Raw genomic sequence first — 21,546 nt, 5'->3', positions numbered from 1 at the left:
GTAATCTTTGCAAAACCATTAAAATAATTTTCTTCTTATGATTCTTTATATAACAGGAGGCGAACGTTCAGGAAAAAGTAGCTACGCACAAAACTTAGCATTATCGCTTTCAAATTCACCTAAGTATATAGCAACATCTCGTATTTGGGGAGACGACCATAAAAAACGAATTGAGAGACATATTGCAGATAGAGACGAAAGATGGACATCTGTTGAAGAAGAAAAAGCAATTTCTAAAGTAATAAACACAAAAGAGGTCGTTGTTATAGATTGTGTGACTTTATGGCTCACAAATTTTTATATGGACACAAAAAATAATGTTGAAGAAAGCTTAGAATTAGCAAAAGCCGAATTTAATAAATTGCTAGGTTTGGATGCTACCATTATTATTATTTCCAACGAAATAGGTATGGGCGTACATGCCCAGACCGAAATAGGCAGAAAATTCACAGAACTTCAGGGTTGGATGAATCAACACATTGCCAAAAATGCAGATAAAGCGACTTTTATGGTATCTGGAATACCCGTAAAACTAAAATAAAAAACCTACTATATGAATCCTGAATTAGAAACAAAACTTCAGCATAAAATAGATACAAAAACAAAGCCCATTGGCGCTTTAGGTGAACTAGAACGTATCGCTTTTCAAATTGGCTGTATTCAACAAACCGAAAGTCCGAAAATAGAAAAACCGTCGGTTGTGGTATTTGCAGGCGACCATGGCATTGCAACCAAAGGTGAAGTAAACCCTTTTCCACAAGAAGTAACCGCTCAAATGGTTTATAACTTTGTTAATGGAGGCGCAGCAATAAATGTTTTTAGCAATACCAACAACCTAAACTTAAAAATAGTTGATGCCGGAGTAAACCATAAATTTCCCGAAGAGCTCGATATTATTAATGCCAAAATTGACTTTGGTACAAAAAACTATCAAGAAGAACCGGCTATGACGTTAGCCCAATGCGAAAGAGCTTTTAAAGAAGGTGGAGCCATCATATCTCAACTTAAAAATGAAGGCACGAATACTGTTGGTTTTGGAGAAATGGGAATCAGCAATACCTCGTCGGCAGCTTTGCTTATGGCATATTTTACAAAAACACCAATAGCCGAATGTGTAGGTTCTGGCACAGGGCTAGACGGTGAAGGTATTAGTAAGAAACAGGATATATTAACCGAAGTTTTTCAAAAATACGATCCGCAAAATGCTCTGGAAGCTCTGTCAGTTTTTGGTGGTTTCGAAATAGCTATGATCTGTGGTGCTATTTTAAAAGCGGCAGAATTAAAAATGATCATCATTATAGACGGCTTTATTGTAACCGCTGCCTTATTAGCGGCACAGGCCATAAATAAAACAGTTTTAGATTATTGCATATTCGCTCATAATTCGAACGAAAAAGGACATTCAAAAATGTTGGCCTTTTTAAAAGCAAAACCTCTGCTGTCTTTAGGACTGCGATTAGGCGAAGGTACTGGTGCCGCATTAGCCATACCATTAGTGCAGGCTTCAGTAGATTTTTTAAACAACATGGCAAGTTTCGATACTGCTGGCGTAAGTGAAGAAACTAAAGAAAGTTTAGTTTAACGAATTGATGGTCTGCTAAGCAAAACAATTAACCACAAAACTAAATTCGTGAAATTAGCGCCAAAAGTTTTTAAAACCAACAGATGAAAAAAGAACTCCATATTTTCTTAACAGCCATCATGTTTTTCACAAGAATACCCTGTCCTAAATGGGTAGACCATAGTCCAGAATATCTTTCAAAAAGTGCAAAATACTTTTCGTTAGTCGGTATTATTGTTGGTAGTATAGGTGCTCTGGTTTTTTATGGTGTTTCTTTCTTGTTTTCCACCGAAATAGCACTCTTGCTAAGTATGGTTGCCACAATATATGTTACGGGAGCATTTCATGAAGATGGTTTCGCAGATGTTTGCGATGGATTAGGCGGCGGATGGACTAAAGAAAAAATCCTTCTCATTATGAAGGATTCCCGCTTGGGCACCTATGGTGCTGCGGGGTTAGTTTTAATTCTTGCTATCAAATTTTCGGCATTAAGAGAAGTGTCTCCACATGTTATTCCTATTACAATTATTGCCGGGCATAGTTTGAGCAGATTTATTGCTACCACATTAATTTATTCACATCCTTATGTTAGGGATACTGAGGATAGCAAAGCTAAACCAGCCGCCAAAAACATTACTGTAACCATGCTTTTTATTAGCGGTATTTTTGGAATATCACCATTGTTCTTTTTTAATAAGCCCCTAATTTTTATTGCTGTAATTCCATGCTATATGGCAAAAATGTATCTAGGCGCAAAATTTAAGAAATGGTTGGGAGGACAAACTGGTGACTGCGCCGGAGCCGTTCAGCAATTATGCGAAGTTGTATTTTATTTAAGTATTATCGCATTATGGAAGTATATCTAATAAGACATACAACACCTGACATAAAAAAAGGAATATGTTACGGTCAATCCGATTTAAACTTAGCAGACACTTTCTCTAAAGAGTTTAAAGCAATAGAAGAACAAATTCCTAACAATAAAAGTTACAGCATAAAAAGTAGTCCATTAAAACGGTGTGCTTTACTGGCCGAACACCTGGGAAATCCTGTTCTTTTTGACGATCGCTTAAAAGAGTTCGATTTTGGAAACTGGGAAATGAAATCTTGGGACAATATCCCAAAAGATGAATTAAATCTATGGATGAAAGATTTCGTCAACTTTAAAGTTCCAAATGGAGAATCTTATACCGATTTAGCTTCCAGAGTACTAAATTTCTTTGAAGACATCATAAATTCAAATAGCGAACAAGATCTTATAATCGTTACACACGCGGGACCAATGAGAGCTTTTCTGGCATCCATTTTAAATATACCGTTAGAAAAATCGTTTGATATTAAAATTCAATATGGAGATGTTTTTCATCTTAAAAAAGATGGGAATTCTTGGAAGCTTCTTTCTGAAATAGCGTTAGAGTAAATTCTATTTAAGCAAATAGTAAATTTTGTCATTCCTGCGGCATGTGCTGAACTAGTTTCAGTAAGGCAGGAATGACAAAAGCAAACCTTTAAATATAATTAGTCATCTACAAGCCCTAATTCAGCAAAATTGTAATTACTAGACACCGATTTTTTAATCACTTCTACATGAATTCTATTTTTAAAAAAAGGCGCATTAACAACCAAAGTGTGGTATTCGCCGTTTTCTCCACAGGCATCAACTCCCATAGATTCAAAAGTTTCAATAATGGATGCATCAATTGTTCTTCCTAAAAACTCTGCCCCTAAGTCCTGATTACAAGACACAATAATAGCTTCTAAACCAGTATCAATCATATCCAAAACCAATTGCTTTCTATCTCCTTGCCACAAAGGCAAAACGGCTTTCAGATTTGCAGATTTAGACACTTTTTCTTCCCAAGCCCTGTGAGATTCAATGTCTATATCTCCAAAAACGGCATGAGATAGCTCATAGCTTTCAACTAAAAGATTTAAGTTCTTGATATAGTTTTCTTCGTAATCTTTCCAGGTGCTACTAAAAAAATGAATTGGCAAGCTTAAAGCATTAGCCTGTGCTTCCAAAATAGGTTTTGTAATGCCATGAGAACGCGATCGGTCTCCAAACTCGTTCATAACATTCAATAAAACCGTAGGTTTGTACCCTAACTGTAAGGCTTTATAAAAAGCAAAACAACTATCTTTTCCTCCACTCCAGGAACACAAAAAATGCTTCATAATTTATTTTAAAGCATCAAAAATAGGTTTAATTGCCTTAAACCTATAGTTTTTCAAAAAAAAATAATGACCTTTGACCCTTAATTATTTTTCATGCGCTTTTTAACTTTTTTAATAATATGCTCCACACTTCTTTCATCCTGTAAAGAAGAAAAAAAGGAAGCAACAATTTCTATAAACAAACCCGAAGCGATTAAAGAAACCATAAGCTACGCAAAAGGTTTTTCTATAAGTAACCATAAAGGGTATAAAAAATTAGTAGTTAATTCCGCGTGGCCTAATAGCAATAAAACCTTCACCTATTTACTGGTAAACAAAGGTGAAAAACGACCAGAACATGATGCCAATGCCAAAATAATAGAAATCCCTATTAAAACACTTGTTGCCGTTTCTACAACCAATATTCCCACTTTAGAATATTTGGGAGTAGATAATAGTTTAATTGGTTTTCCTAACACAAAATACATTTGTGCTGAAAAAACAAGGGCTCGGGTAGACAACGGAGATATTAAAGAATTGGGTAACGATTTAGAGCTCAACATCGAACTACTATTAGAGTTAAAACCAGATTTAGTACTTGGTTTTTCGGTTAATGGTATAAATAAAAAGTTAGATCAAATAGAAAAATTAGGTATTCCTGTTGCTCTTGATGGTGCCTGGACAGAGCAACACCCTTTAGGGAGAGCCGAATGGATAAAATTTATAGCTGCCTTTTATAATAAAGAAGAAAAAGCAGATTCGATTTTTAAAGCTATAGAAACCAACTATCTAAAAGCAAAGGAAGTTGCAAAAACTACAGCCAAAAAGCCCATAGTAATGTCTGGTTCTTCTTTTAAGGATGTATGGAATGTTCCTGGAGGTAAAAGTTTTATTGCAAAATATTTCGAAGATGCCAATGCCGATTATCTTTGGAAGGATAACAACAACAACGGAAGTTTACAATTAAACTTCGAAAATGTATTGGAAAAAGCCCAAAACGCAGAATTTTGGGTAGGCTCGGGAAATTTTGACTCTAAGAAAGAAATGCTAAACGAGCATAAAGGTTATGCGTTTTTTAATGCCTATAAAAATAACCATGTGTATACCTATACAAAAAGAAAAGGTGCAAAAGGTGGTTTATTGTATTATGAATTAGGTACTTTACGACCTGATTTAATTTTAAAAGATCTTATAAAAATTGTACACCCCGAATTACTAAATGACTATGAAACCTTCTTTTTTAAACGTTTAGAATAGTTGCCACACACCAAAACATACAAACTACCTTATATAGCATTAACCTTAGTGCTGTTTCTATGCTTTTTTGCTAATATTAGCCTAGGTTCCGTATCTATTCCTTTTCAAGATATTTTTAATGGTTTAATAGGAAGTTCAACCGCCAATGAATCCTGGCAGCATATTATCCACGAGTACAGGTTGCCAAAAGCTTTTACTGCCATAATCGTTGGTTCTGGTTTGGGAGTCTCTGGTTTACTCATGCAAACCTTATTTAGAAATCCGTTGGCAGGCCCTTTTGTTTTAGGAATTACTTCCGGATCCAGCTTAGGCGTTGCTTTAGTTATTATGGGTGCTTCTTTTTTTGGTGGAGCGTTTGCTGGAATACTTGTTTCTAAATGGAGTATAGTAATTGCAGCCAGCTTAGGTAGTTTTACTGTGCTTCTATTCGTGCTAGTAATATCTAACAAGGTAAGAGACACCATGGCCATATTAATTATAGGCTTAATGTTTGGTAGTATTACTACCGCAACCGTTAGTGTGCTTTCCTATTTTAGTTCTGCGGAAGAACTACAACAGTACATATTTTGGGGGTTTGGTAGTATAGGAAACCTGACATGGGACGAATTATTCGTTTTCTTTATCATTTATTCAATAGGTATACTAATGAGTTTAACCTCTATAAAAGCTTTAAACACATTGTTGTTGGGTGAAAATTATGCAAAAAGCTTAGGCTTGAACATAAAAACAAGTCGTTTATTAATAATTATTGCTACCAGTCTATTGGCAGGAACTATTACTGCGTTTGCTGGCCCTATTGTATTTATCGGTTTAGCAATCCCACATATGACGCGACAAATTTTTAATACATCTAATCATAAAGTATTATTGCCCGCAGTATTTTTGTTTGGCGCCATAGTTATGCTTATTTGCGATAGTATTGCGCAGTTACCATCAAGCGACCTTACTTTGCCTATAAATGCCATAACATCGTTAATTGGTGCACCAGTTATTATTTGGTTATTAGTTAGAAAACGAAAAATGATATTTTAAAGTGACCAAAAGATGGCAAACATTAAACAAAAAAAGCATACTGTAACTAGTTGTAATTTGAAGTTTTCTTTTTAGAATTTATGAGCGAAAACAAATCACATACCATTTTAAAAACCAATGATTTATCTATTGGCTATACGACCAAAAAAGAAAAAAAGGTTATAGCCTCTAACATAAATATTGAATTACATAAAGGTGAACTTGTTGGGCTTATAGGCGCTAATGGTATTGGTAAATCCACCTTACTAAGAACACTTACTAATGTTCAGCATAAATTGGGAGGAAGTGTTACTATTAATAACATCCCTTTAGAAAACTATTCGAATATTAACTTGGCCAAAGCATTAAGTTTGGTGCTTACAGAATCTTTGGGATCAAAAAATCTGACTGTGTTCGAACTGGTAGCTTTGGGACGTCAGCCCTATACGAATTGGGTCGGGAATTTAACTGTCGAGGATTTTAAGATTATAAACCAATGTTTGCATCAAACAAACATCGATGATTTAAAACATAAAAAATGCTATGAGCTAAGCGATGGTCAGTTGCAAAAATCCATGATAACCCGTGCATTAGCTCAAGATACCGATTTAATTATTCTAGATGAACCCACCACCCATCTGGATATGTATCACAAAGCCTATATTTTAAAACTGCTTCAAAAACTGGCTAAAGAAACAAACAAAACGATCTTGTTTTCTTCTCACGAAATAGACTTAGCCATTCAATTATGTGATACTTTAATTGTTATGACCAAAGATTCGGTTATTACAGATCAACCTTCTAAACTCATAGAAAAAGGCACTTTTAACGATTTATTTCCCAAAGACTTAATTGTTTTTGATGATAAAACCGGTAGTTTCCGAGTGAAGAAATAGAGCTTCAAAAACAAGTTGTAAATTCCAAAATCTTTAGGCTTCCATTCGTTGTCTTCCATTCAAAAAAATTATCTTTGGTTATATTTTTAAGCGTTTGTCATTTCCACAGAGCGAAGCATAAGCGACGAGAAATTTCTGAAAGATGAGATTCCATGTCTGCCGACAAGCAGACTCCTTATACTTCGTTCGGAATGATAAAGTCTTTTTCCAAAACATGTAACTATTTAATTTACATTACAAATAAATTCAAACTCAGGTTATTTTAAATATATGAACGACAATCTCATTCTTATAATTTCCATACTCATTTCTGCTGCCATAGGCGGTTATTTAGGCATTTTGTTTACTAAACTTAAAGGTAAAAGTGAAAAAAGCACGCTGGAAGAACGCCAAAACCAAATGAGCGCAACTATTGATGAGTTAAAGCAAAACCTATCTAAAATTGAAAATGAGCGTGAAGAAATAAGACGAGAGAAAGAGTTCTTGAATTCTGAATTAACCAGAAAAAATACTGAATACGAAAACCTTCAGCAATTAAACTTAAAGCGAGATAAAGAGCTGGAAGAGCGTCAAGAACAGTTGCGCAAGGATTTCGAGTTATTGGCCACTAAAATATTAGATGAAAAGTCTGAAAAATTCACACTTCAGAATAAAGAAAACATTAAAAACATTTTAAATCCGTTACAAGAAAAAATACAGGGTTTTGAGAAAAAAGTAGAAGCATCACAAAAAGAAAGCATTAGTATGCATTCTGCTTTAAAAGAACAATTATTGGGCTTAAAGGACTTAAACCAGCAAATGACCAAGGAAGCGACCAACCTAACCAGAGCTTTAAAAGGCGACAGTAAAATGCAAGGAAATTGGGGCGAATTGGTTTTAGAACGCGTTCTTGAAAAATCTGGATTAGAAAAAGACCGAGAATATTTTGTGCAACAAAGTTTCACCTTAGAAGATGGTTCCAGAGTATTGCCAGATGTTGTGTTGCATCTTCCTGATAACAAAAAAATGGTTATCGATTCTAAAGTATCATTAACAGATTATGAACGTTTGGTTAATGCCGAAGAAGAAGATAGACTACCCTTTTTAAAAGCACATGTTAATTCCATTAAAAAACATGTCGACCAACTTTCAGAAAAAAACTATCAGGACCTTTACGATATAGAATCGCCGGATTTTGTACTCATGTTTATTCCTATAGAACCTGCTTTTGCTATTGTTGTAAACGAAGACAGTGCCATATACAATAAAGCTTTCGAAAAAAATATTGTTATTGTAACACCTTCTACGTTACTGGCCACACTTCGTACGGTCGATACCATGTGGAATAATGAAAAACAACAACGTAATGCTATAGAAATAGCCAGACAAGCAGGTGCGTTATACGATAAGTTTGAAGGTTTAGTAAAAGATTTAACCGGGGTCGGCAAAAAAATTGATGCTGCAAAAAGTGACTATTCGGCTGCCATGAACAAGCTTGTAGACGGTAAAGGCAACTTGGTTACCAGTGTAGAAAAACTTAAAAAAATGGGTGCTAAAGCTAAAAAAGCTTTACCTGAAGCTATTATTAAGCGTGCTGAAGAAGATAGTAACAATTAACGATATTTTTTTATCACGCAAAAGCGTGATATATTGAAATATCATGTTTTTATGCGATATTTATATTTATCACACAATTATGTGATATGTTAAATTATCACGTTTTTATGCGATATTTTTGTTTATCACGTAAAAACGTGATATATTTGCTTATCACTTAAAAACGTGATATATGATACCGAATATAATTACAAGCGTCATAACGGGCGATATCATTAAGTCTAGAACTCAGGTAAGCCCAGAAACATGGATAAATGTATTAAAGGAAGCCTTGTCCTTTTTAAGCACAGATAAGGCCTATTGGGAAATTTATCGTGGCGATAGCTTTCAAATAGAAATTAAAGATATTAGTTCCTGCTTTATAGCTGCACTATATATAAAAGCCTGTATAAAATCCATTCATGGTTTAGATGTTCGCTTAGCTATTGGCGTTGGGAATAAAACTTACGAAGGAGAGCAAGTAACAGAATCTAACGGAGAAGCCTTTATATTCTCTGGAGAAACCCTAGAAACTCTTAAAAAGGAAAAACAAAACCTACGTATTAAAACAAATCATTCTGATATAGATCATGAGCTTAATTTATATTTTAAGCTAGCATTAATAGCTATGGATAATTGGACTATTAATTCTGCTGAAATAGTTAAACTAAGTATTGAAAACCCCGATGCGCTACAAAGTGAATTAGGTAAACTTACAGGTATTAATCAAAATGCCGTGAGTACCAGACAAAAACGTGCACACTTAGACGAAGTCATGGAGTTGGATCTTATGTACAGAAAAAAAATAAACACCTTAACTTAACATGATACTACTTAAACTTTTATTGGCCCACTTAATTGGTGATTTTTTTCTACAACCCCAAAAATGGGTTGAAGAAAAAGAAGAAAAAAAATTAAAATCACCAAAACTATATTTGCATGTACTCATCCATGCTATACTATTAATAATCTTATTATGGGATGTATCATTATGGCCATATATATTAACCATAAGTGTTTCGCATCTTATAATTGATGGTTTTAAACTTATTCTACAAAATAAAAAAACAAAACGGTTATTGTTTTTTATAGATCAGCTGCTTCATATTTTAGTTATCATTGGCTGCTATTTTTTATATTCAGAAAACACACTTCAGTTAGGAACTCTTGTAACCGAAGACAATCTATTGTTGCTAACCTGTTTAGCATTTTTAACAATTCCGGTCTCTATAATTATGAAAACCATTTTTTTAAAGTGGAATATTTTAGAACTTACTAAAAATAACGAGTCGCTTAAGGATGCAGGTAAAATTATTGGTATTTTAGAACGTATTTTAGTGTTTATATTTATAATGGCAGACCACTGGGAAGCAGTCGGTTTTTTAATTACTGCCAAGTCGGTTTTTAGATTTGGAGACTTAAAAGAATCGAAATCCAGACAACTTACAGAATACATTTTAATAGGCACTTTAATTAGTTTTGGAATAGCAATAATCACAGGTATTACATATACTGCACTAAGTTAAAGCACATGTTTAAAAGGATAGAAGAATCTCAAATTACCATTTCGGAGTTAATGTTACCATCTCATTCAAATTTTAGCGGTAAAATTCATGGTGGTTACATTTTAAACTTAATGGATCAAATTGCGTTTGCCTGCGCTTCAAAACATTCCAGAAATTATTGTGTTACCGCATCTGTAAACAAAGTAGATTTTTTAAATCCTATCGATGTAGGTGAATTGGTAACACTAAAAGCATCCGTTAATTATACGGGTAAAACCTCTATGGTTATTGGTGTTCGTGTTGAAGCAGAAAACATTCAAACAGGCAACGTAAAACACTGCAACTCTTCTTATTTTACAATGGTTGCCAAAGATGAAAACGGGAAAAATGCACCCGTTCCAGGTATTATTTTAGATTCCGAACGAAGCATTCGTCGTTTTTCAAGAAGTATCGCCAGACAAGAGCAAGCAAAAAAGAGAACGAATAGTTTTAAAGCTTCAGAATTTAAAATGGATGCTTATATAGAAAATCTCCTAAAAAGCCACAATGCAAAAGTGGCGCTTTAAAAATAAGCTCTAAAAACAGCATTAGGTGTAAAACCTAAAGATTTTTGAACGGTCTCCATGATGGATTCGTCTTTTACACGATAAAAATTATTTATCTCATTTTCCTTATTTAAAATATTCCAAACCGAGATTCCTAAATTAGCTCTAGTCTTACGTCCTAGTTTAAAGTTATAAACCGCAGAAGCATCCAAACGCAAATAATCATTTAAATTTGAAGCATTAGTATCTTCATAATTGATCTTTCCATCAATAATTTCATTACCAAAAACAGGATGTGTTGTAGGCTTGCCAGAATGCCAATTTAAACCGCCAGAAAGTTGCAAATTATTTAATGCATAGGTTACTCCCATGGTTGCCGTATGTGAGATATTATAGTTACTAGGAAAATAATCTGCTTCCAAATCCTTAAAGCGATAACGATTATTCATATACGAATAGCTCAACCAGGCATTGAATTTTTTAATGTGCTTTCTAAATAGAATATCCAAACCAGTAACATCGTAGCTCCCCTTTTCCTTATCAAACTCATATTGATTTTGAAACCCTTGGCTCTGAGTAGTAATACCATTTACAATTTTATAAAACCCATCAATACCAATTAACCAATCATTATGGTTAAAATTTAACCCCATAGAGATTTGTTTACTTGTAATAACAGGAATGTCCTTATCGTTCGATAACTGCCACCTGCGTTTTTCAATTCCTAAGAAATCACTTTGAAAATTAATAACCTGGGAAGTGTTTTGATGTTTAAACTCTCCCAAAATCTCTAGTGTAAAATGGTTAAAAAACCGATGATTAAAACTTAATCGGGGCTCCCAAATAGATTTACCAAACTTTCCAATGTAATTATATCTTAAACCAAGATTTAAATTGGTTTGATTATTTAAGGTTTTATAGCCCAATTGAGAAAATACACCATGGGTTCTTACTACTTCTGAAACTAAAAATCTATACAACGGATTATCAACATCGTCCAAATTGGTTACTTCTGTTTCAACAAAATGATAACCATTTAATAACTGTAACCTGTCATTCAACTTATAACTTACCTTTAGTTTTGTACTGGTTTCCGATACGATATTCTCTTGCAAAAACCGTTGCGAATCTAGTATGTTAACATTTATGGCTTTAAGTTTATAATCGGTTTCATAAATTTCAAGATCTGTTTTAAATCGATCATTCCATACCCTTTTATAGTGTATTGCACCGGCTATACTATTTTGACTTAGTTTACTATCACGGGATTCTTCTTGTTGATTAACGACAGCATTTTCATTAAACAGGAGTTGATTATGAACATTGATAAAATTTACCCGCACCTCATCTTTATCACTAATATTATAAATCCATCTTAGTGACGTATCGTAAAAATCAAAAGTCTTATCAGCATTGGTAATGGTTGTTGTATTAGATGCCACTTCTGTATTTTGTGAAATTCTGTCGAAAAAAGCTGTGTATGTTGGTGTTTCAACAAAATCGCTAATCGACTTTCTTGCTGCTATTTGTATAGAAGACGATGCACTAATGGGAATATCTGCAAACCCATTAACATCCGTTAAATTTGCTCCAATGGAGCCTTTAAACACCTGGTTCACTTCAGGTTCTGTTTGCATGGCAATAGTCCCGGAAACACCATCGGTATAACTAACATCACTTCCGTTTTTTCTTAAAGAAACTGTTTGGGTAATATGCGGGTTATACATGGAAATTAGACCGAAAAAATGTCCAGACTGATACATTTTTATACCATCCCAAAGCATCAAATTTTGATCGTGCGTTCCTCCTCTTATATTAATATTCGAAACCGTTTCGTTTACACTTTGAATTCCAGGAAATGCTTGAACCGATTGTAGAACATCATTATCTATTAAACCTGGTAGAATCTTTAAATTGGAAAAATCTATCTGAAAGGATCCGTTATCTATTTTATTAATACCACTGGCTATATAATTAGATATAATAACCTGGGATAGCGGTTTAAAATCTGGTTGTAAATACACATCTATGCACCCTGTAGCTCCAAATTGATTATACGGCTTGCTAACAGTTTTGTATCCTAAAAAACGTATTGTAACTAAATCTGCCTCGTCTTTAATCTTTATTTGAAAAAAACCATTTTCATTGCTTGTTGTAAAACTGTTTGGTGTCTGTACCGTAGCGAAAGGCAGGGTCTGCAAATTGTCCTTACCTTTAAGATAACCGCATAGTACACGTTCTGTATTAGGTTTTACAAGAATAAAGTTATCGCCCATTAAAGTGAATGATAAGCCTGTATTGTTTTCGAGATACGATACAATGCCCTGCAACGACAGCTTTTTATTTGGTGGTTTTAAAGAAATGCCCTTAATAACATCCTCGGCATAATTAAATTGAATGTTATAAGCTTCCTGAATATTCGTAATTATTTGAGACAGGGTTTGTGAACCAGTATCCTGTGTGTGGATACTATGTGTGATAAAAAATAAGAGGCTAAAAAAAACAGCTATTTTTTTAATTCTCTTTCCCATGAATTATTACCAAATTAGAAGCTTGTAACTCAAAAGTCATCCCCATGGGCTGTGTAATGGAAATTAGCGCATCCTCCAGCTTATTATGCGCAAATCCGCCTGTGAATAAACGATTAGCATCTATACCCTTATGGGAAATTTTCACATTATATTGTCTTTCCATTTCTGCTAAAACTTCTTTAAACGGAATAGCTTCAAAGTGACTTATGTTACGTGTCCATTTTGGAGCCAATGCTCCTGTTCTACCTTCAGAGAACTTTCCGTCTATAACCTGAAAAATATCTCCGGCATGTAATTGCCTTGTAATGGTATCTGAGGTTACTTTAACAATACCCTCAAAACACTTAACCTCAAAATAATGCGCACGTTGTTTAACATTAAATTGCGTACCGACCACTGTTACCGTACCGCTCTCTGTTTTAACATCGAAAATCTTTCCTTTTGCTACTTTAAAAAATGCTTCGCCTTCAAGTTCAACCTCGCGTTTTTCATCCCAATCTTTAGCATTAAACACAACCTTGGTTAATGCGTTTAATTCTACTTTCGATTGGTCTGGAAGCTCAATCGTAGTTTTTTCGCTCGCCAAAGTTTCAACTTGTGTAAGGCTGTTGAAAAAAAATGCAAAATAGATGCCTAAACCTATAACAAAAACACTGGCTATCTTTAGCAAAGGGTTTAACCAATATAGTTTTTTAACAGGCGTTTTTGTAGCATTATAATGTTGTTTAAATGTCTCAAAATCATTTACCACAGAAGCATGAGACGCCTTAAAATGTTGTGCAGCATCAATTATATACTGATTAAATTGGGCATCATCCAACTTACTGAATGCCTCTTTTTCGGCATCAGTTAAATCTCCTCTTAACCATTTTTCTATTAAATAATCTTTATCCATTATATATATAACAACTTCACTGGTATTTCTCCTTATTTTATTTTAAATCCTTGCAATTCTTTTTTTAAAATATTGAAAGCACTATAAATTCTATACTCAACAACTTTTTGCGTTACACCTAGCATTTCGGCGATTTCGCTATGCTTCTTCCCTTCTGTTTTATTTAACAAAAAAGCGACGCGTTGTTCTTCATTTAAACTGGTTAACACCTGATTATAACGTTCTAAAAACTGTTCTTTTTCTAAAATAAATTCGGGCGTTTCGTATGTATAATGCTTAGGCTGTGTTTGTTGATGTTTTAAAACTACTTTTTGGTGTTTAATATCGTTTAACATCATATTATTGGCCACAGTGTATAAAAAAGATTTTGCTTTATTAAATGTTATCTTTTTACAATTATTCCATAATTTAACAAAAGCGTCTTGAACTTTGTCGTTCGGATTTAATTGTTCTCCGTACCTATAATACAAATAACTATGTAAATCTTTTGAATATGTATTATAAATACGTTCAAAAATTGCTTCTTCGCAAATCGAATGGTTAAGGTCTTTTTTCAAAATATTTTTTTGAGCCTCTAAAGGTATATAAAAAAATAATTTAAAAAGTTTCGGGAGTTTTTAAACTTAAGTTGTTATAGTAGTAATCAAAGACAAGTAAAAGAATTGATGAGCAAAATATTTAAGATCCTTTTCATTTTCCCAATAGCTGTAACCATGCTATTGATTTCGTGTAGAACGGAAGAAACAGAATTAATAGAAGCACCCGAAGATGAAATTTTGGTTGCAAACTCAAAAATTGCAAACCTGATGTTAAAAACATCTAGCAACGACGGTTCTTTTGATAATATTATAGATAAATCCAACTGTTTTAATATTAATTTTCCGCTTGCCGTTACTGCAAACAATCAACAAATCAATGTAAGTTCTAAAAGTGATTATAAAATTATTGAATACATTTTTGATGAAGACGACGACGACACAGATGCCCTAGATATTACGTTCCCTATAAAAATAAGTCTTAAAGACCACTCTGTTGTTACCGTAAATAATTATACCGAATTATCGAGCTATTCAAACAATTGTAATGGCGAAAACGAACAGGATGACGATATAGAATGTCTGGATTTTAAATACCCTATAACAGCATCTATTTTTAATACCAATAATGAACTCATTGACGTAAAGACCTTAAATTCCGATAGCAGCTTATACGAACTCGTAGATAACTTAAATGTAAGTGATTTTGTAACCATTAATTTCCCAATTACAGTTACGCTTCTTGATGGCACTGAATTAAACGTCAATAATTTAACAGAATTAGAAACTATTATTGAGAGATATAACAATGACTGTGACGAGGATGACGACTACGATTATAATGATGATGACTGTGATGATTGCGACCGCGAACAACTAACTGATGTGCTAACAAATTGTGCCGATTGGACGGTTGATAAGCTTGAACGCGACAATAACGACCTTGATAACATATACGACGGTTATACATTTAATTTCTTTACAGATGGCACTTTATCTGTGTACTGGCCTAGCAGAACCGTTTATGGTACCTGGGTAGCTAATGGTACAGGAAATAATATTACGGTTACCATAAATGTTCCCGATCTTCCATATTGTAATAACGATTGGATATTACATGAAATATCGAAATACACAGAAACCAAAGTTGATTTAAGAGTTGGTGGTATCGACAGATTACGGTACGACAACGGTTGCAATTAAATAATATAAATACTAAGAAAAGCTAGTAGAAATACTTCTATGAAAAAGAAAGGTTTCACATACAATTGTAGTTTTTTAAACTCTTTTGACTACTAGTCAAACTGCTTCAACCTTAGTGTTGAAGCAGTATTTAAACTGATAATATGAAAAAGTGGATAACTTTAATAATACTCATTGCTTTTGGCATTATTACTTACCAATATATATACCAAGACCATAGAGACATAGAAACCGAAAAACCTGATTTTGTAGTTACGGCTCATGCTATTGGTGAAGAATTTGCAAACGCATCGTTAGAATCGGAAAAAAAATATCTCAATAAAACGATAATCATCTCTGGGGTTATTTCTGAAGTGAATCAAAATAGCTTGACTTTGAACGACCTTGTTTTTTGTCAATTTAATAATGCTATAGATCGATCTTTAAAAATTACGTCAAAAATAGAAATCAAAGGACGTGTAATTGGCTACGACGACTTGTTAGAACAAATCAAATTAGACCAATGTGTAATAATTAAATAAATAATAATTAAAAAACTATTATGAAAAAAACCTTTACTTTTAAAACCCTTCTAATATTAGGTATTCTCTTTTGTTTACCATCGTTGACAAATGCTCAAATACGATTTGTTAGCATAGATCCTACAACCGACACAGTAACGATTAAAAACTTTGGAGCTAGTACGGTAGATATTTCCGATTACAAACTTTGCATTTTTCCTGCTTATCCCAAACTAAACACTTTAACAGTTAATAGCGGATCGCTAAATTTAGCAGCCAATGCAGAAGTTACTGTTGTTAGTTCTGCAAATCTTGTAGATGCCGGAGGAGAAATAGGTTTATATATTGATACATTCAGTTTTTCTGAACCAGCCAACATCCGGGATTATGTGCAATGGATAAGTTCAGGAGGAACCAGAGAGGTTGTTGCTGTTGGAGCTGGTATTTGGACTACAGGAACAACAATACCAAATACAACGTCTCCCCCATATCAATATAACGGAAACGGAACATCTGAAAATGGAGCCTCCTTTTGGGGAACTACATTAAGTGTTAACGACTTAACGGCAAACAATTTTTCAATGTCTCCAAATCCAGCATCGTCTTTTATCTCTTTAAAATTTCCTCAAGTTATTGATAGCGGATCGCTAGATATATATAATGTTTTGGGCGAACATATTTTTAACGAGAAGCTTTCTCTCAACAGTTCTTTAAAAATTGATGTTTCCAACTTTAATCAGGGTCTGTATTTTGTAAAAATAAATAATCAAACAAAACGCTTTATCAAACTTTAAAAAGAAAAATTACCCTGACACTTAAAATATAATCATGAAAAATATATTATTAACCTTTTTTTGCCTCCCCTTTCTTATGTTTTCCCAGGAGGACTTATTAAATGAAATAGACACTGGTGAAACTGGATCTCAACAGGCTACGGCTGCTTTTAAAGGCTTAAAAATCGTGAATTTTGAGTCTACTAAACTGGTTGCTGAAAAAGAGTTAACATTAGTAGTCTCACACCGCTTTGGCAGCTTAAAAGATGGTATTGATACCTTTTTTGGACTAGATGAAGCGGTTACACGGTTAAACTTTGTATATGGCATTTCTGATGCTATAAATATTGGGGTTTCCAGAAGTTCTTTTTTAAAAATTTATGAAGCCTCTTTAAAATACAGGCTACTTAGTCAAGAAGAAAATGGATTTCCATTTACCGTTGTAGGATTTAATAGTATTTTGGTTAACACTGCTCTTGATAAAGAAGATTTACCTCTGCTTGAATTTGTAGATCGATTGGGATATACTGCTCAATTATTAATATCCAGAAAAATTAACACCAATTTTTCGGTTGAATTAGCCCCAACCTTTTTTCATGACAATTATGTTTCGGTAAACGAGCAGGACAATAGTCAATTTGCATTAGGTTTTGGAGGGCGCTATAAACTTGGTAAACGATGGTCTGTAAATGCCGATTACGGATGGCACTTAAATAGAGCTGACAATTCACCATTTAAAAACCCGTTATCAATAGGCATTGATGTAGAAACAGGAGGCCATGTATTTCAAATGCATTTCTCCAATGCTCAAGCTATGAACGCCAATGGTTTTTTAAGCCAAGCAGGTGGCGATTGGGGCGATGGAGATATCTTTTTTGGGTTTAATCTAAGTAGGAGATTTTAATACAAATAATAAAAAACAATAAATAAAAATAAGAAGCTATGTATTTAAAAAGAATCATTTACACCTTAACATTTTCATTATTACTATTTAGTTGTTCAAGTAATAATAATGATGCACTGAATCCTGACCCGGATCCAGATCCGGATCCAAATACTAAAATTACCTATGAAGGAAATGTAAAAAACATTATAAATAGTAATTGTGTACAATGTCATGCCAGCACACCTGTGAACGGAGCGCCTTTTTCTTTAACAACCTTTACAGAAGTTAAGAATAGAGTTGATGGTATACTAAGCAGAATTAATAATGCATCTAGCCCTATGCCTCCTTCTGGGCTAATGCCGTCGAATAACAGAACCCTTATTCAACAATGGAAAGATGATGGGCTTTTAGAGAATTAATTTTTTATGATTTAAAAAAGAAATTATGTCATTCTGAACGCTTTCGAAAACAAAATAGATCAAACTAAGACCTGCCAGGTTTTAAAAACCTGACAGGTCTGAAGAAGTTTATGTTACTTAATTTTTTACATCAAAATGACATTAAAACAATAACAACCCATATTATAATGAAAAACTTAATTTATTTTTTCGTATTTATAAGTTTAAATTGCTTTGCTCAGGGTAAATTTTTAACAAAAACAGGAACAGTAGGTTTCGAAGCTTCTGTACCGTCTTTTGAAGAAGTAAAAGCTTCAAACAATACAGTAACTGCAATTGTGAATTCTGAAAATGGAGAATTTGCAGCGTTAGTATTAGTTAAAGGTTTTCGATTTAAAAATGCACTTATGGAAGAGCATTTTAACGAAAATTATGCAGAATCTGATACTTACCCTAAAATAACCTTTAAAGGCAACATTGCTAATTTTTCTTTGAACGAATTATCGGAAACACCTAAAACATTTAAAGTTAGTGGCTCATTAACGTTTCATGGAAAAACAAATGCATTGGAAAACATTCCTTTAAAAGTTTCTAAAAACAATGAAGGAGATATTATCATGTCTGGAATGTTTACTACAAAACCAGCGGACTATGATATTAAAATCCCAAAAATTGTAAAGAATAAAATTGCTGAAACTGTGGATGCTACGTTTAGTTTTAAATTGAAAAAGAAATAAAAAAAAGAAGTCTAAAAAGTGTTAATTGTGAAAGGCGTGTTCACTTGAGTGTGGCTGAAGACAAACAACTATAGAAATTTGGTTTACTTTGGGGTAAATTTAAACTGATTCTATAGAGAGATATTCATCTCTTGCTTCGGTTCCGCTCAGAACAGGTCGTTCTTAATAAGAACACTTTTTAGACTTCCTTTTTATAAAAGTTGAAACTACTTAAGCTTTTACTCTTTTATAAATTTACCGGTGAACTCTCTTCCTGTAATCGTCTTTATTTTAAGAAAATAAAAACCGTTTGAAAGGTTTAAAACTTCAATACCTTTTTGAGTCACTTTTGAATTAGACATGACTTTCTTACCACTAATATCGTAAACCTGATATCCTTTTATTTCATCAACATTATCTAAAGAAATATTTAAATAATCCTGTACAGGATTAGGAGCAATTCTAAGTCTAGAATCCGATTTAGTAAAATCGTTTGTACTTAAAACATCATCCATTACATAAATACCATAATCATCGGCACGTTGTCCTCTACCATTTCCACACAAAATGGGTGATTTATCATATTCTGAAACCACACGCATTCTTAATATGGTATTACGAACGGCAGTAGCTGGTGGAACAACGCTTACTAATGCTTGTCCTTTAGAGCTCTCAGCAATATCGTCCGCCAAAACTCTTTCATTAACACCATTTGTATTAGATGTATCGAAACTTCCGCTATTATCCCAATCAATCCAAGCTTCTAAAAATTGTCTTCCTCCTGGTCTAGCTCTATAATCAATCTTCAAATCATAAGACTTATTTGCTTCAAGCTTTGTGCCCTTAGAACAAACAAAGTCATGTAATGCGTTATTAGGAATAAAAGTAGATGTTCTGTTTTTCAACGTATTAAAAGAAATACGCGTAACTCCATTTCTAAAATTATTACCATTATTAGTACTGGAAATAACACATGTTCCCATACCTGTAACGGTATTGGGGCTCACAATTACATAATCTGTTTTGGTTGCTCTTGTTGTTCCATGGGTATTAGTTACAGAAAGTGTTACATCATATACCCCTGGATTATTAAAAGTAATTGACGGATTTTGGTCTGTAGACGTATATGGCGTATCAGTACCATTATCAAAAGTCCAAAGAAATGTTATATCATCATATTTTTCATTTGTATAAGAATTTGGTGTACCTGTAGAAGTTTCTGTAAATGTTAGTGCACTTCCAATACATACAGCAGTAGTTTCAGCAGTAAAATCAACTGTTGCTATTTCTGGAGGAGTCAATGCCTCGCTAGTAAGGAAAGAAGCTCTATCGTTATTTAACGCCGCTAAAGCTACTTGTCTTTGCCCGCCGGTAAACTCGGAAGCACATCCTGTATAGTCCATATAATTATGCATATGGTCTTGATGCGTTCCAGAATTTCTTCTAAACCCTGTATCTGGATTTATTATTTGATTAAACGAAAGATCGCAATCATTGGCATCAGTATTGCCACAATCCCGATAAATAGATGGTCTTATAGATGATGTTCTAATATGTTTTGGAGTATCTATAATATTATCATCTCCACAGGTTCCGGTATCAGGGTCGTCGTTATCAAAAGTATGAGGTAAATTAAATGCATGCCCCATCTCATGAGCCCAAATATAAGATGCATCATTTAAGTAAGTACAAATTAGAACAACTGTACCATCATAAAGTCTTCCATGAGCTGCAGAATAATTAGCATAACCCGCGGTAAAAGACTCGCCCGATGAGCAATTTTTGTTATCAATTTTATTAATTAGCCAAACATTATAATACTTTCTAGTATTCCAAATACTATATTCTTTAAGAGAATTTACCTCACCTCCTGGTAAATAATTAGCTATACCACCAGTTTCTCTTCTGTTAACACCATTGCTTACATAGGCTGGTACACCACTCATATCTACCCGATCAATGCCATTAGTAACATTTCCGTTTTCATCTTGTACGGCTAATGCAAATTCAATCTTCATATCTACACCTTCCCCAAATCCAATAGTCCCAGCGACCTTTCTCCAATAATTGTTTAAGTTTTTTATACCTCTTCTTACATCTTCATCCGAAATATTGGTTCCTGTACCTACCGCTTCTCCTACATGCATAATATGAACTACTACTGGTATTTGTACAACACCATTAACGGATGTTTTTTGTTGGCCATAAGTCTTTCTTAAAGATTTAAATGTTTGTACATGTTTAGCTTTATAGTTAATATCATCTTTCATTCTTTCCTTATGAAAGAAATCTGTTCCACAAAAATCGGGTGGTGTTGAATTACTTTTTTCTCCAGAATTTTTAGACCAACTTATAGGTTCTGTGGTTTGTCCGCTAGCGTTATTAAAATGAAAAAGAATAAAAACTACTAATAAGTAATGGTAGATTTTCATAGGTTAGAGGCTTTTTAGTACAATACGAATATACAATAGTTTTTTGTAGTTGATAATTGACATATATCAATAAAAATACAAAAAAGTGCTCTATCTATATATAGAAGTATTACAATACCAGAGCCTTAAAAAACATTTAATATGAATACCTTCCCATGAAAAGCATAAAAAA

Annotated in this window: 22 protein-coding genes; 17 read left to right on the top strand and 5 right to left on the bottom strand. The window is 33.5% G+C overall.

Going from position 1 to position 21,546, the window contains the following annotated elements; translation table 11 throughout:
* The first annotated feature begins 37 nt into the window (after window positions 1-37).
* The 4 genes from C1H87_RS19830 to cobC all read left to right on the top strand — a co-directional run bounded on the left by C1H87_RS19830 (window position 38) and on the right by cobC (window position 2,981).
* Complete coding sequence (locus C1H87_RS19830) at window positions 38-541, top strand: bifunctional adenosylcobinamide kinase/adenosylcobinamide-phosphate guanylyltransferase (protein WP_102757483.1); 504 nt, start codon at window positions 38-40, stop codon at window positions 539-541.
* Between the two features lie 12 nt (window positions 542-553).
* Window positions 554-1,582 (top strand): nicotinate-nucleotide--dimethylbenzimidazole phosphoribosyltransferase, encoded by a 1,029-nt coding sequence (gene cobT / locus C1H87_RS19825; RefSeq protein WP_102757482.1) that lies wholly within the window; start codon window positions 554-556, stop codon window positions 1,580-1,582.
* 83 nt (window positions 1,583-1,665) lie between these two features.
* Window positions 1,666-2,427 (top strand): adenosylcobinamide-GDP ribazoletransferase, encoded by a 762-nt coding sequence (locus tag C1H87_RS19820; protein WP_102757481.1) that lies wholly within the window; start codon window positions 1,666-1,668, stop codon window positions 2,425-2,427.
* Window positions 2,412-2,981 (top strand): alpha-ribazole phosphatase, encoded by a 570-nt coding sequence (gene cobC / locus C1H87_RS19815; protein WP_102757480.1) that lies wholly within the window; start codon window positions 2,412-2,414, stop codon window positions 2,979-2,981. The genes C1H87_RS19820 and cobC overlap by 16 nt, the downstream gene beginning before the upstream one ends.
* A gap of 98 nt (window positions 2,982-3,079) precedes the next feature.
* Here the strand turns inward: cobC and C1H87_RS19810 are convergent, their stop codons facing one another.
* Complete coding sequence (locus tag C1H87_RS19810; RefSeq protein WP_102757479.1) at window positions 3,080-3,736, bottom strand: Dph6-related ATP pyrophosphatase; 657 nt, start codon at window positions 3,734-3,736, stop codon at window positions 3,080-3,082.
* Window positions 3,737-3,829: 93 nt separating this feature from the next.
* On the opposite strand from C1H87_RS19810, the gene C1H87_RS19805 reads away from it, so the two are divergent.
* From C1H87_RS19805 to C1H87_RS19775, 7 genes are all read left to right on the top strand, one after another.
* On the top strand, window positions 3,830-4,972 hold the full coding sequence (locus C1H87_RS19805) for an ABC transporter substrate-binding protein (RefSeq protein ID WP_102757478.1): 1,143 nt from the start codon (window positions 3,830-3,832) through the stop codon (window positions 4,970-4,972).
* Window positions 4,973-6,004, top strand: a complete 1,032-nt coding sequence (locus C1H87_RS19800) for a FecCD family ABC transporter permease (RefSeq protein ID WP_102757477.1) — start codon at window positions 4,973-4,975, stop codon at window positions 6,002-6,004.
* A gap of 80 nt (window positions 6,005-6,084) precedes the next feature.
* Window positions 6,085-6,879 carry an ABC transporter ATP-binding protein gene (locus C1H87_RS19795; RefSeq protein WP_102757476.1) on the top strand — a complete coding sequence of 265 codons (795 nt, stop codon included), beginning with the start codon at window positions 6,085-6,087 and terminating at the stop codon, window positions 6,877-6,879.
* Window positions 6,880-7,149: 270 nt separating this feature from the next.
* Window positions 7,150-8,475, top strand: a complete 1,326-nt coding sequence (locus tag C1H87_RS19790; RefSeq protein WP_102757475.1) for a DNA recombination protein RmuC — start codon at window positions 7,150-7,152, stop codon at window positions 8,473-8,475.
* Window positions 8,476-8,647: 172 nt separating this feature from the next.
* The gene (locus C1H87_RS19785; RefSeq protein ID WP_233783215.1) at window positions 8,648-9,277 is read left to right on the top strand and encodes an HMG-box domain-containing protein; all 630 of its coding nucleotides are present in this window, start codon (window positions 8,648-8,650) and stop codon (window positions 9,275-9,277) included.
* Window position 9,278: 1 nt separating this feature from the next.
* On the top strand, window positions 9,279-9,980 hold the full coding sequence (locus C1H87_RS19780) for a DUF3307 domain-containing protein (RefSeq protein ID WP_102757474.1): 702 nt from the start codon (window positions 9,279-9,281) through the stop codon (window positions 9,978-9,980).
* A gap of 5 nt (window positions 9,981-9,985) precedes the next feature.
* A complete protein-coding gene (locus C1H87_RS19775; protein ID WP_102757473.1) occupies window positions 9,986-10,525 on the top strand; it encodes an acyl-CoA thioesterase in 540 nt (179 codons plus the stop codon).
* Here C1H87_RS19775 and C1H87_RS19770 read toward each other — a convergent pair.
* From C1H87_RS19770 to C1H87_RS19760, 3 genes are read right to left on the bottom strand one after another with little or no spacing between them, the layout of a single operon-like run.
* Window positions 10,522-13,035, bottom strand: coding sequence for a TonB-dependent receptor (locus C1H87_RS19770; RefSeq protein ID WP_102757472.1), 2,514 nt, complete (start codon window positions 13,033-13,035; stop codon window positions 10,522-10,524). The two genes, C1H87_RS19775 and C1H87_RS19770, sit on opposite strands and share 4 nt — an antisense overlap.
* Complete coding sequence (locus C1H87_RS19765) at window positions 13,019-13,930, bottom strand: FecR family protein (RefSeq protein WP_102757471.1); 912 nt, start codon at window positions 13,928-13,930, stop codon at window positions 13,019-13,021. The genes C1H87_RS19770 and C1H87_RS19765 overlap by 17 nt, the downstream gene beginning before the upstream one ends.
* A 32-nt stretch (window positions 13,931-13,962) precedes the next feature.
* Window positions 13,963-14,487, bottom strand: a complete 525-nt coding sequence (locus C1H87_RS19760; RefSeq protein WP_102757470.1) for an RNA polymerase sigma factor — start codon at window positions 14,485-14,487, stop codon at window positions 13,963-13,965.
* 108 nt (window positions 14,488-14,595) lie between these two features.
* On the opposite strand from C1H87_RS19760, the gene C1H87_RS19755 reads away from it, so the two are divergent.
* The 6 genes from C1H87_RS19755 (at window position 14,596) to C1H87_RS19730 (ending at window position 18,963) form a co-directional block, all read left to right on the top strand.
* A complete protein-coding gene (locus C1H87_RS19755; RefSeq protein WP_102757469.1) occupies window positions 14,596-15,669 on the top strand; it encodes a hypothetical protein in 1,074 nt (357 codons plus the stop codon).
* A gap of 143 nt (window positions 15,670-15,812) precedes the next feature.
* Window positions 15,813-16,190 (top strand): OB-fold protein, encoded by a 378-nt coding sequence (locus C1H87_RS19750; RefSeq protein ID WP_102757468.1) that lies wholly within the window; start codon window positions 15,813-15,815, stop codon window positions 16,188-16,190.
* A 20-nt stretch (window positions 16,191-16,210) separates the two neighbouring features.
* Complete coding sequence (locus C1H87_RS19745) at window positions 16,211-16,963, top strand: T9SS type A sorting domain-containing protein (RefSeq protein ID WP_102757467.1); 753 nt, start codon at window positions 16,211-16,213, stop codon at window positions 16,961-16,963.
* 34 nt (window positions 16,964-16,997) lie between these two features.
* A complete protein-coding gene (locus tag C1H87_RS19740) occupies window positions 16,998-17,846 on the top strand; it encodes a DUF5777 family beta-barrel protein (RefSeq protein WP_102757466.1) in 849 nt (282 codons plus the stop codon).
* A 38-nt stretch (window positions 17,847-17,884) separates the two neighbouring features.
* On the top strand, window positions 17,885-18,247 hold the full coding sequence (locus tag C1H87_RS19735) for a hypothetical protein (RefSeq protein ID WP_102757465.1): 363 nt from the start codon (window positions 17,885-17,887) through the stop codon (window positions 18,245-18,247).
* Between the two features lie 167 nt (window positions 18,248-18,414).
* Entirely contained in the window at window positions 18,415-18,963 is a 549-nt protein-coding gene (locus C1H87_RS19730; protein WP_102758342.1) for a YceI family protein, read from the top strand.
* 218 nt (window positions 18,964-19,181) lie between these two features.
* Here the strand turns inward: C1H87_RS19730 and C1H87_RS19725 are convergent, their stop codons facing one another.
* Window positions 19,182-21,374: a T9SS type A sorting domain-containing protein gene (locus C1H87_RS19725; RefSeq protein ID WP_102757464.1), complete on the bottom strand. Its 2,193-nt coding sequence runs from the start codon at window positions 21,372-21,374 to the stop codon at window positions 19,182-19,184.
* Window positions 21,375-21,546: the final 172 nt, after the last annotated feature.

It is taken from the genome of Flavivirga eckloniae (assembly GCF_002886045.1).
Classification (GTDB): Bacteria; Bacteroidota; Bacteroidia; order Flavobacteriales; family Flavobacteriaceae; genus Flavivirga; species Flavivirga eckloniae.
This window is presented reverse-complemented; position numbering and strand designations above follow the sequence as displayed.